Annotated in this window: 10 protein-coding genes; 4 read left to right on the forward strand and 6 right to left on the reverse strand. The window is 61.2% G+C overall.

Going from position 1 to position 11238, the window contains the following annotated elements:
- Positions 1-32: 32 nt before the first annotated feature.
- Complete coding sequence (locus tag QMX91_RS14235; protein WP_282412927.1) at positions 33-1094, forward strand: calcium/sodium antiporter; 1062 nt, start codon at positions 33-35, stop codon at positions 1092-1094.
- Positions 1091-1471, forward strand: a complete 381-nt coding sequence (locus tag QMX91_RS14240; RefSeq protein WP_003221648.1) for a carboxymuconolactone decarboxylase family protein — start codon at positions 1091-1093, stop codon at positions 1469-1471. Before QMX91_RS14235 ends, QMX91_RS14240 begins: the two co-directional genes overlap by 4 nt.
- A 135-nt stretch (positions 1472-1606) precedes the next feature.
- On the opposite strand, the gene QMX91_RS14245 is transcribed toward QMX91_RS14240, so the two are convergent.
- The 5 genes from QMX91_RS14245 to kdgD all read right to left on the reverse strand — a co-directional run bounded on the left by QMX91_RS14245 (position 1607) and on the right by kdgD (position 8434).
- Entirely contained in the window at positions 1607-2548 is a 942-nt protein-coding gene (locus QMX91_RS14245; RefSeq protein WP_041072811.1) for an AEC family transporter, read from the reverse strand.
- 389 nt (positions 2549-2937) lie between these two features.
- Positions 2938-4491, reverse strand: coding sequence for a galactarate dehydratase (gene garD / locus QMX91_RS14250; protein WP_027610829.1), 1554 nt, complete (start codon positions 4489-4491; stop codon positions 2938-2940).
- An 11-nt stretch (positions 4492-4502) separates the two neighbouring features.
- Positions 4503-5867 (reverse strand): MFS transporter, encoded by a 1365-nt coding sequence (locus QMX91_RS14255; protein WP_027610828.1) that lies wholly within the window; start codon positions 5865-5867, stop codon positions 4503-4505.
- A gap of 149 nt (positions 5868-6016) precedes the next feature.
- A complete protein-coding gene (locus tag QMX91_RS14260) occupies positions 6017-7462 on the reverse strand; it encodes an aldehyde dehydrogenase family protein (protein ID WP_134785437.1) in 1446 nt (481 codons plus the stop codon).
- 60 nt (positions 7463-7522) lie between these two features.
- The gene (gene kdgD, locus QMX91_RS14265; RefSeq protein WP_007981458.1) at positions 7523-8434 is read right to left on the reverse strand and encodes a 5-dehydro-4-deoxyglucarate dehydratase; all 912 of its coding nucleotides are present in this window, start codon (positions 8432-8434) and stop codon (positions 7523-7525) included.
- Positions 8435-8671: 237 nt separating this feature from the next.
- Here kdgD and QMX91_RS14270 point away from each other — a divergent pair, with 237 nt between their 5' ends.
- Positions 8672-9991: a phospholipase gene (locus tag QMX91_RS14270; RefSeq protein ID WP_282412928.1), complete on the forward strand. Its 1320-nt coding sequence runs from the start codon at positions 8672-8674 to the stop codon at positions 9989-9991.
- Positions 9988-10176 carry a hypothetical protein gene (locus tag QMX91_RS14275; RefSeq protein WP_134785435.1) on the forward strand — a complete coding sequence of 63 codons (189 nt, stop codon included), beginning with the start codon at positions 9988-9990 and terminating at the stop codon, positions 10174-10176. The genes QMX91_RS14270 and QMX91_RS14275 overlap by 4 nt, the downstream gene beginning before the upstream one ends.
- Before the next feature lie 145 nt (positions 10177-10321).
- Here QMX91_RS14275 and QMX91_RS14280 read toward each other — a convergent pair whose 3' ends face one another.
- Positions 10322-11071 carry a FadR/GntR family transcriptional regulator gene (locus QMX91_RS14280; protein WP_177416188.1) on the reverse strand — a complete coding sequence of 250 codons (750 nt, stop codon included), beginning with the start codon at positions 11069-11071 and terminating at the stop codon, positions 10322-10324.
- Between the last annotated feature and the right edge of the window lie 167 nt (positions 11072-11238).

The raw sequence follows: 11238 nt of genomic DNA on the forward strand, positions 1-11238 counted from the left end.
TTTTTGCTCTAGCCGACTTACCGCTGATCAAGGTGATCGAGCTGCTTAGCGGCCTGATCCTGCTGATCCTCGGCGCCGAACTGATGGTGCGCGCCGCCGTGCGTCTGGCCGCGCGCCTGCATGTGCGACCGCTGATCATCGGCCTGACCATCGTCGCCCTCGGCAGCAGCGCCCCACAGATGGCGGTCAGCCTGCAAGCGACCCTGGCGCACAACCCCGACATTGCCGTCGGCAGCGTGATCGGCAGCAGCATCTTCAACATCCTCGTGACCCTCGGCCTGTCGGCGCTGATCATTCCGCTGCGGGTGTCGCGGCAACTGGTGCGCCTGGATATTCCACTGATGATCGGCGCCAGCCTGCTGGTGTTCGTCCTCGCCTGGAACGAACAGATCGGCCGCTTCGACGGTGTACTGCTACTCGCGGCATTGGCGTTGTACCTGGGCTTGCTGCTGCGCCAGTCGCGGCACTCGGCGCGCCCGCATTCGGAATTGCCGCAAACCCCGAAGGCGCCGTGGTTCAGCAGTCTGCTGATGATCGCTGTCGGGCTGGCGCTGCTGGTGTTCGCCGGGCATTTGCTGCTCGGCGCAGCGGTGGCGGTGGCGACCGATCTAGGCTTCTCCGAACGGGTGATCGGTCTGACGGTGGTCGCGGTCGGCACCTCGCTGCCGGAACTCGCCACCTCGCTGATCGCCGCATTGCGCGGACAACGCGATATCGCCGTGGGCAACGTGATTGGCGCCAACCTGTTCAACCTGCTCGGGGTGCTCGGGGTCACTGCGTTGATTGCGCCGACGCCGTTGTCGGTCTCGCCCAACGCGCTGGATTTCGACTTGCCGGTGATGCTCGGCGTCGCCGCGCTGTGCCTGCCGGTGTTCTATTCCGGCTACCGTGTGACCCGCGCCGAGGGTCTGCTGTTGCTCGGTTTGTACGCGGCTTACGGACTGCACGTGGTGTCGTTCACCACCGGCATGCCGCTGGCCGGCAAACTGGAAAAACTGATGCTGTTCTACGTGCTGCCGACGCTGCTGGCGTTTCTGTTGTTCACGTCCGTACGCGCCTGGCGCCGCCAACACCACAAGAGGGATGTGCCATGACCGATTCGCAGAAAACCGGGGTTGAAATCCGCCGTCAGGTAATGGGTGATGCGTTCGTTGATCGCGCCTTGGGCAACGCCACCGAATTCACTCAGCCGTTGCAGGATTTCGTCAATGAACACGCCTGGGGCGGCGTGTGGAATCGCGAAGGTCTGCCGCTGAAAACCCGCAGCCTGATTACCCTTGCAGCGCTGACCGCATTGAAGTGCCCGCAGGAATTGAAGGGCCACGTGCGCGGTGCGCTGAACAATGGCTGCACGGTCGAGGAGATTCGCGAGGCGCTGCTGCATTGCGCGGTGTACGCCGGGGTGCCGGCGGCGATTGATGCGTTTCGCGCGGCGCAGGAAGTGATCGACAGTTACCAGAAACCTGAGTGAAAGGACTGACGCCTTCGCGAGCAAGCCCGCTCCCACAGGGTTCTTTGGTGTTGTTGAAATCTGATTAACAACACAAAAACCTGTGGGAGCGGGCTTGCTCGCGAAGAGGCCCGCAGGAGCAACCCGAGTCTCAGGCTAGATCCACCCACCCCACTGCAACAGAAAGATCCCGATATTGGTGGTCACCGCCGCCATCAGCGTGGTCAGCACAATGATCGCCGCTGCCAGCTCATGATTGCCCTGCGCCGCCCGGGCCATGACGAAACTGGCCGCCGCCGTCGGGCTGCCGAAGTACAGAAACAGAATCCCCAGCTCTGCGCCACGAAAGCCCCACAACCACGCCCCCAGCGTCGCCAGCACCGGCAGGCCGATCATCTTCACCAGACTCGAACTCAGCGCCATGCTGCCGCTCTTGCGCAGCGCCGCCAGTGACAGCGTGCCACCAATGCAGATCAGCGCCAGCGGCAAAGTGGTTTGCGCCAGATACTGGCCGGAGGTTTCCAGCCAGCCCGGCAGGCTGATCTGGAAATACGCGAACGGCGCGGCGGCAATCACGCTGATGATCAGCGGGTTGCTGAACACGCTTTTGCAGATGCTCCACGGATCGGACTTGATCACCGGGCTGTACACCGCGAGCACGATGGTCGACAGCGTGTTGTAAAACAGGATCACCAGCGCCGCGAGAATCGCCCCGAGGGAAATCCCGTAGTCGCCGTACATGCTCGCCGCCAGCGCCAGACCGATCACCCCGTTGTTGCCGCGAAACGCACCCTGGGTGTAGATACCGCGATCTTCACGCGGGCACTTGATGATCGCCCAGCCCCAGGCCAGAGCAAAACTCACCAGCGTCGCAACCGCAAAATAGATCAGCAGCGCCGGTTGCAGCGCGGCGTGCAGATCCGCATGCAGAATCCCGAGAAACAGCAGCGCCGGCATGCTGACGTTGAACACCAGCGCCGAGGCGGTGTGGATGAAGTTGTCGTTGATCCAGTCGATGCGCTTGAGCAACACCCCGAGGAACAGCATGGCGAACACCGGCGCGGTGATGTTCAAGGTTTCGAGGAAGATTGCCAGCATGCCGGGGGAGCCTTTGGGTGAGCGTCGTCAGGGCTTAATGATAAGCCAAAAGCTTGAAAAGCCCCTCACCCTAACCCTCTCCCGGAGGGAGAGGGGACTGACTGAGGTGTGGTGCGTCATACATCGACCTGCAATACCGAGTCGACTATGGATTCGGCAAAGCATTTTCAGGTCGGCGTATTATTAAAATTCCCGGATCGGCCCCTCTCCCCCTCCGGGAGAGGGGGCTGACTGAGGTGTGGTGCGTCATACATCGACCCGAGAGACCGAGTCGATTATGGATTCGGTAGATCCCTTTCAGGTCGGTGTATTACTAGAATATTCCCGGATCGGCCCCCTCTCCCTCCGGGAGAGGGTTGGGGTGAGGGTAGCTTTTGCCTCACAAACCATCAGGTAATCGGCGCCGGATTGAACAGGGTGATGTCGTTATGCAGCTTGTGCTTCTCCGCCCACGTCTGCTGCTTGCCGCTCGCCACATCCAGGTAGTAGTGGAACAACTCCCAGCCCAATTCCTCGATGGTCGCGCGCCCGGTGGCAATCCGACCGGCATCGATGTCAATCAGGTCCGGCCAGCGCTGCGCCAATTCCGTACGCGTCGAGACCTTGACCACCGGCGCCATCGCCAAACCATACGGCGTACCCCGCCCGGTGGTGAACACATGCAGGTTCATCCCCGCTGCCAACTGCAAGGTGCCGCAGACAAAATCACTCGCCGGCGTGGCGCAGAAAATCAAACCCTTCTGCTTGAAACGCTCGCCCGGGCCGAGCACGCCATTGATCGCGCTGCTACCGGATTTGACGATCGAACCTAGCGACTTCTCGACAATGTTCGACAACCCACCCTTCTTGTTGCCCGGCGTAGTGTTGGCACTGCGATCCGCTTCGCCCTTGGCCAGATAGCGGTCGTACCAGTCCATCTCACGCACCAGTTCCTGCGCCACGGTCTTGGTTTCGGCACGCGAAGTCAGCAGATAAATCGCATCGCGCACTTCGGTGACTTCGGAAAACATCACCGTCGCCCCGGCGCGCAGCAGCAAGTCCGAGGCATAACCCAGCGCCGGGTTGGCGGTGATGCCGGAGAACGCATCGCTGCCGCCGCACTGCATGCCGAGGATCAGCTCGGAGGCCGGCACGGTTTCGCGGCGACGCTGGTCGAGCTTCTTCAAACGGACTTCGGCCAGCGCCATGATCTGCTCGATCATCTCGGTGAAACCGTGACTGGAATCCTGCAGGCGATACAGCCATGGCTCGCTGAGATCGACCGAGGCATCGTCCTCGTGCATCACCTGCCCGGCCTGCAATTTCTCGCAGCCCAGACTGATCACCAGCGCTTCGCCACCCAGGTTCGGGTTGCGCGCCAAGTTGCGCACGGTGCGGATCGGGATGTAGGCGTCGGTGGCGGTGATCGCCACGCCGCAGCCGTAACTGTGGGTCAGCGCCACCACATCATCGACATGCGGGTATTTCGGCAGCAACTCGTCCTTGATGCGTTTCACCGCGTGATCGAGCACGCCGGTCACGCACTGCACCGTGGTGGTGATCCCGAGAATATTGCGCGTGCCGACGGTGCCGTCGGCGTTGCGATAACCCTCGAACGTGAAGCCTTCCAGCGGGGCCTGCGCGGCCGGCACTTCGGTGGACAGCGGCAGGCTGTCCAGCGGCGGCGCGGTCGGCATGCGCAGTTGATCTTCCTTGACCCAGCTGCCACGCGGGATCGGCTGCAACGCGTAGCCGATGGTCTGGCCGTAGCGAATCACCTGGCCGCCCTCGGGAATGTCCTCGAGGGTGACCTTGTGGCTCTGCGGCACAAAATCCACGGTCACCAGACCGTCCGGGAACTCGGTGCCGGCCGGTACGCCCTGGTCGTTGACCACAATCACTACGTTGTCCCGCTCGTGCAGGCGGATGTAGCGCGGCGAGTCGGAATGTTCAATCAACTGCATGACGCCGCTCCTCAGGAATGCGCTTGAGACAATTTGCCGGTGATTTCAGAACCACCGTTGGTTGGCGGCTCTTTGAGCACCACACGTTTGATCGGGCCGACGATCACCAGGTAGCTGAACACCGCGACCAGTGCGTTGGCACCGACGAACACCAGCGCCCATTTGAACGAACCGGTGGAGCTGATGATGTAGCCAATCACGATCGGCGTGGTAATCGAGGCGATGTTGCCAAAGGTGTTGAACAGGCCACCGCTCAGACCGGCGATCTGTTTCGGCGAGGTGTCGGACACCACCGCCCAGCCCAACGCGCCCACGCCTTTGCCGAAGAATGCCAGGGCCATGAAACCGACCACCATCCATTCCACATCAACATAGTTGCAGGCGACGATGCTGCTGGATACCAGCAGACCGGCGATGATCGGTGCCTTGCGGGCAAAGGTCAGCGAATGCCCTTTGCGCAGCAAGTAATCGGAAATCACCCCGCCAAGCACGCCACCGATGAAACCGCAGATCGCCGGCAGCGAGGCAATGAAACCGGCTTTGAGAATAGTCATGCCGCGCTCCTGCACCAGGTACACCGGGAACCAGGTCAGGAAGAAATAGGTGATGCCGTTGATGCAGTACTGACCCAGATATACACCGAGCATCATGCGGTTGGTCAGCAACTGACGGATGTAATCCCACTTCGGACCGTCGGATTTTTTGCCTTGCTTGACGTCCATGTCGACCATGCCGCCGTTGTCGGCGATGAACTGCACTTCGGCTTCGTTGGCCAGCGGATGTTGACGCGGGCTGTGGATAACCTTGAGCCAGACCAGCGAGAAGATGATACCGAGGATGCCCATGACGATGAACACGTGCTCCCAGCCGAAGCGATACACGATCCAGCCCATCAGCGGTGCGAACAGCACGGTGGCGAAGTATTGCGCCGAGTTGAAGATCGCCGAGGCGGTACCGCGTTCCGCAGTCGGGAACCAGGCCGCGACAATCCGCGCGTTGCCGGGAAAGGATGGCGCCTCGGCCAGGCCCACCAGAAAGCGCAGCATGAACAGCGCAACGATCGCCGTGGACATGCCGAATTCACCGACAAAGCCTTGCAGCACGGTGAACAGCGACCAGGTGAAAATGCTCAGGGCATAGACTTTTTTCGAGCCGAAGCGATCGAGCAGCCAGCCACCGGGAATCTGCCCGGCAACGTAGGCCCAGCCGAAAGCAGAGAAGATGTAGCCGAGGGTGACCGCGTCGATGCCGAGGTCTTTTTGCAGGCTGGAACCGGCGATGGCGATGGTCGCGCGGTCGGCGTAGTTGATCGTGGTCACCAGGAACAGCATGAGCAGGATCAAATAGCGGACGTGAGTCGGCTTGGACGATTGCATGTAGATGTACTCCCACTGATTATTTTTATGCGCGGGTGAATCTGTTGTGCTGCATGTATTCCCTGTAGGAGTTGCCGAAGGCTGCGATCTTTTGATCTTCAAAAGCAAAGATCGCAGCCTTCGGCAGCTCCTACAGGGGTATCGCTGTATCAGGAACCGATGTAGGCGGTTTTCACTACGGTGTAGAACTCTTGCGCATAGCGGCCTTGCTCACGTGAGCCATAGGATGAACCCTTACGGCCACCGAACGGAACGTGGTAATCGACACCGGCGGTCGGCAGGTTGACCATCACCATCCCCGCCTGCGAATGGCGCTTGAAGTGGTTGGCGTACTTCAGCGACGTGGTGGCGATACCAGCCGACAGACCGAACTCGGTGTCGTTGGCCATCGCCAGCGCCGCCTCGTAATCAGCCACGCGAACGACGTTGGCCACCGGGCCGAAGATCTCTTCACGGCTGATGCGCATCGACGCCTCGCTGTCGGCAAACAGCGTTGGCGCGAGGAAGTAGCCTTCGGTGTCGCAGGTCACCAGACCACCGCCGCTGACCAGACGTGCACCTTCGGACTGGCCGATGTCGATGTACTTCATGTCCTGTTCCAGCTGCGCCTGGGAGACCACCGGACCGATGTCGGTGCCGGATTTCAGCGCGTGGCCGACCTTGATCGACTGCATGCGCTCGGCCATGGCCTCGACGAATTTGTCGTGAATCCCGGCGGTGACGATCAGGCGGCTCGACGCCGTGCAACGCTGGCCGGTGGAATAGAACGCGCTCTGCACCGAGAGCTCGACCGCTTGTTTGAGGTCGGCGTCGTCGAGAATGATCTGCGGGTTCTTGCCGCCCATTTCCAGCTGCACCTTGGCCTGGCGCGACACGCAATTAACAGCGATCTGCCGACCCACGCCCACCGAACCGGTAAAGCTGATGCCATCGACTTTCGGGCTGTTGACCAGCGCTTCGCCGACCACTCGACCGCTGCCCATCACCAGGTTGAACACGCCGGCCGGGAAGCCTGCACGGGAGATAATTTCCGCCAGCGCCCAGGCACAACCCGGCACCAGATCCGCAGGTTTCAGCACCACGCAGTTGCCGTAGGCCAATGCCGGAGCAATCTTCCATGCCGGGATGGCAATCGGGAAGTTCCACGGGGTGATCAGACCGACCACGCCGAGGGCTTCGCGGGTCACTTCAACGTTGACGCCCGGGCGCACCGACGGCACGTAATCGCCGGACAGACGCAGGCATTCACCGGCGAAAAACTTGAAAATATTGCCGGCGCGGGTCACTTCGCCGATGGCTTCGGGCAGGGTCTTGCCCTCTTCCCGGGCCAGCAGGGTGCCGAGTTCTTCGCGACGGGCGAGGATTTCCGTGCCGACTTTATCCAGAGCATCGTGACGGGCCTGAATGCCCGAAGTCGACCACGCCGGGAACGCGGTGCGGGCCGCATCGATAGCGGCGTTAACCTGAGTCAGGTCAGCCTTGGCGTAATCGCCGATGGTGTCGCTCAACTCGGACGGGTTGATGTTGGCCGAGTAGTCGGCACCGGCGACCCATTCACCGTTGATGTAGTTGTCGTAACGCTTGGAATCAGCCACAGAAAATTCTCCTCTCTACGCAAAAGCCGCTGATTGCTCAGCGGCCTTGTGGGTCGGTGTTTATTGCGCGCCTTGCTTGTCGATCAGCGCAGCGAGCATTTCGTACTCTTCGCCGGTCAGGTCGGTCAGCGGTGCGCGCACCGGGCCTGCGTCATAGCCGGCGATCTTGGCGCCTGCCTTGACGATGCTCACGGCGTAACCGGCTTTGCGGTTGCGGATGTCGAGGTACGGCAGGAAGAAGTCGTCGATGATCTTGCCGACGGTGGCGTGATCTTCGCGAGCAATCGCGTGGTAGAAATCCATCGCGGTTTTCGGGATGAAGTTGAACACCGCCGACGAGTAAACAGGCACGCCCAGCGCCTTGTAGGCGGCGGCGTAGACTTCAGCGGTCGGCAGGCCGCCGAGGTAGCTGAAGCGATCACCGAGGCGGCGACGGATCGACACCATCAACTCGATATCGCCCAGACCGTCCTTGTAGCCGATCAGGTTCGGGCAACGCTCGGCCAGACGTTCCAGCAGTGGCGCGGTCAGGCGGCAGACGTTGCGGTTGTAGACCACCACGCCGATGTTCACCGATTTGCACACCGCTTCAACGTGGGCGGCAACGCCGTCCTGGCTGGCTTCGGTCAGGTAATGCGGCAGCAGCAACAGACCTTTGGCGCCCAGACGCTCGGCTTCCTGGGCGTACTCGATGGCTTGACGGGTCGAGCCGCCGACACCGGCCAGAATCGGCACGCTGGTGGCGCAGGTATCGACCGCGGTCTTGATGATTTCCGAGTATTCGCTGGCTGCCAGGGAGAAGAACTCACCGGTGCCGCCGGCGGCGAACAGTGCCGACGCGCCGTACGGGGCCAGCCATTCCAGACGTTTGATGTAGCCAGCGCGGTTGAAATCGCCCTGGGCATTGAAATCGGTGACCGGGAACGACAGCAGACCGGCGGAGAGGATGGACTTCAGTTCTTGTGGATTCATTTTTCGAACACCCTGGGTAGCAACATTTTTTGTGAGTTTTATGGTTCAGCCAGCGCTGAAGTTGTAGGTCATCGTACAACTTAAAAGACAACCGTCAACTGCATTTCATCGTCGCCTCACACTTTTTGTCGGACAAGATTCGTTCTTGACGTAGGAAAAATCTGGGCTAGGCTCGATTTAACTGTATATCCATACAGCTAAAAATAAATCCACCGACGACATATCAAGGAGCCAGAAATGTCCGGACTGCATGCAAAACCACAGGAAAGACCCACACCGGTCATCGCCCGATTCGAAGATCTTTTCACTGTAAATGGCATCCACTTCAGCACCGACAATCCGCATCTGCTGCTGCACATCGCCGACGCCCACGGCGATGTCGAACCGGTCACCGCCCTCCCCGGCAAAGCGTTGAACATTCGACCACCACTGCGCTTTGAAGGCGCTGAACACACGGCCATCGGCGACAACACCCTGCTGCGCTTCAGCGAAAACGTCGAGCCGGTTCGCGCGCAAAACCTGCCCTTGCACTTGCCCAACGGTCTAGCGCTGACCTACGGCCAGGTGGTGGCGCTGGCTGGAGATTTCTACGGCGTGGTCGATCGACCGATCAACGAAGGCGCGACTCCAGCCGATCGCCTGAACCGTTTCAATGCCGCCTTCGACTCCCTCGCCGTGCTGCCGGCCTCCCGCGCCGAGGCCACGCAGATTCTCGCGGTCATGCAAAAAGAGATCGACGCGGTTAAACAAGCGATCAAGGACGGCAAAGCACCGCACGAAGCCTACGATGCGCTCGGAGATACGTTGTCCGAAGAGTGGAACAAGATCACCGGTGGCGGCAGTTTTGTCTCCGCGCTGTTCCCGCTCGGACGTTATCTGAAACTGGCGGCGAACAACGCCGACCACTTCGGCGAATGGGCCAGACTGGCCTACATCGCCGGCCACACCGCCGCCCTGCAAACCGCCGTCGCGGCCCGCGCCACTCACGATGAGCAGCAACTGAAACGGGCCTATGCAATGAACGCATTTGCCGACCACTTCCTCACTGACCTGTTCTCTGCCGGCCATCTGCGGGTGCCGCGCAAAGAGATGGCGGCGGTGGTCACGCCGAGCGATCTCGGCTCGCTGGTGACCCGTTTCATGCACGACGAGGACAGCAAATTCGGCCTCAAAGTGCGCAACGCCCATGGCGATCAATGGCGCGCCTACGGCGACAAACGCTACTTCGAGGCCAGCGATGCGGACAACCGCACCCAGGTCAACCTGGCGGTGCAGGCCTCGGCGGATGAAGTCTTCGCAGCTTACCTCAGCGGCAACGTGCCCGCCCCTTCGACGTTTGCCGCGCTGCAACGGCTGCCGGATCTGACGGCGGTGCTGAATCTTTCCGGCAACTTCTCGCCGCTGTTCCGCGTCGAGGGCGGCAAGGTGCTGCGGCGCAAAGACGTGAACAACCTCAACGACACCGCCACCATCGATGACTGGTGGGGCTGGAGCACCTACCTGCTGCTCAAGGACTACCACCCGAGCGGCAACGTCAATCAAGGAGAATGGGCATGACGATCAGATTGAAACTGGAACTGGCGTCGGGACAGTCGCTGCAAGGTGCACCGCTGGAGTTGCTGGCAGATGGCAAGCCGATTGCGCGGGGTATTGTGGATCAATCAGGCGAGGTGGCGTTTGCTGCCAAGCCGGGGCAAGCGCAACTGGCAGTGAGGGTGGATCGCTCGATATTGCCGCGCTGAATTCACGGGCCCCTTCGCGAGCAAGCCCGCTCCCACAATGGATCTCGGCTGAACTCAAAGTCCGGGCTTGCCGAAAATCCAGGGTGGGAGCGGGCTTGCTCGCGAAAGCGGTAGATCAATCAACACATGAATCAAACCTGCAAACTCATCCGCGCTGCGCCTGCGCCTCTTCATGAGCCTGGCGCAGTCTTTCGCGGCTGTTGGTCAAGTGCAGACGCATGGCCGCCCGCGCCGCATCGGAATCCTGGCGGGCAATTGCGTCATAAATCTCTTCGTGCTCACGGCTCAGACGATTCATGTAGTGCTGCTGATCATCATGGGCCAGGCGCGCCGAATTCAGCCGCGTACGCGGAATGATGCTGGTACCCAGGTGGGTCATGATGTCTGTGAAGTAGCGGTTGCCGGTGGACAGGGCGATTTCCAGGTGGAAGGCGAAGTCCGAGGCCACCGCATCGCTGGCGTGGGCCACGCTGTCGTTCAGCGCATCGAGGGCGGCGCGCATGGTCGCCAGTTGTTCGGAGCTGCGGCGTTGCGCGGCGAGGCCGGCGGACTCCACTTCCAGGCTGATGCGCAATTCGAGAATCGCCAGCACGTCACGCAGGGTGACGACCGTGGCCGGGTCGATGCGGAAACCGCTGGGGCTCGGCGTGTCGAGCACAAAGGTGCCGATGCCGTGGCGGGTTTCCACCTGGCCGGCGGCCTGCAAACGGGAGATCGCCTCGCGCACCACGGTGCGGCTGACGCCGTGCTCCTGCATGATCGCCGACTCGGTGGGCAATTTGTCGCCGCGCTTGAGCAGACCGTCGCGGATCTGCTCGGTCAGCACCGTCACCAGCTCCTGAGCCAGGCTGCGGCGCTTGCGTGGGAGGCGTGGAGTGTCGATCGGGTTTTCCATGGTCAACGTCTGGTCTCGAAAATTCGGCTTGGTGGGCATCATAGCGCAGGCGGGTTGTACGATCACATCCCGCCTCACATTACCCCATGTGGGAGCGGGCTTGCTCGCGAAGGCGGTGTGTCAGGCAACCGATTTGTCGACTGAAGAGACGCCTTCGCGAGCAAGCC

This window comes from Pseudomonas sp. PS01299, from assembly GCF_029960145.1.
GTDB classification, from domain to species: Bacteria; Pseudomonadota; Gammaproteobacteria; order Pseudomonadales; family Pseudomonadaceae; genus Aquipseudomonas; species Aquipseudomonas putida_A.

Excerpts from the sequence above, each read along its gene's own strand:
- QMX91_RS14240 (WP_003221648.1), top strand. The coding sequence starts at position 1,091 with ATGACCGATTCGCAGAAAACCGGGGTTGAAATCCGCCGTCAGGTAATG.
- QMX91_RS14245 (WP_041072811.1), bottom strand. The coding sequence starts at position 2,548 with ATGCTGGCAATCTTCCTCGAAACCTTGAACATCACCGCGCCGGTGTTC.
- garD (WP_027610829.1), bottom strand. The coding sequence starts at position 4,491 with ATGCAGTTGATTGAACATTCCGACTCGCCGCGCTACATCCGCCTGCAC.
- QMX91_RS14255 (WP_027610828.1), bottom strand. The coding sequence starts at position 5,867 with ATGCAATCGTCCAAGCCGACTCACGTCCGCTATTTGATCCTGCTCATG.
- kdgD (WP_007981458.1), bottom strand. The coding sequence starts at position 8,434 with ATGAATCCACAAGAACTGAAGTCCATCCTCTCCGCCGGTCTGCTGTCG.
- QMX91_RS14270 (WP_282412928.1), top strand. The coding sequence starts at position 8,672 with ATGTCCGGACTGCATGCAAAACCACAGGAAAGACCCACACCGGTCATC.
- QMX91_RS14275 (WP_134785435.1), top strand. The coding sequence starts at position 9,988 with ATGACGATCAGATTGAAACTGGAACTGGCGTCGGGACAGTCGCTGCAA.
- QMX91_RS14280 (WP_177416188.1), bottom strand. The coding sequence starts at position 11,071 with ATGGAAAACCCGATCGACACTCCACGCCTCCCACGCAAGCGCCGCAGC.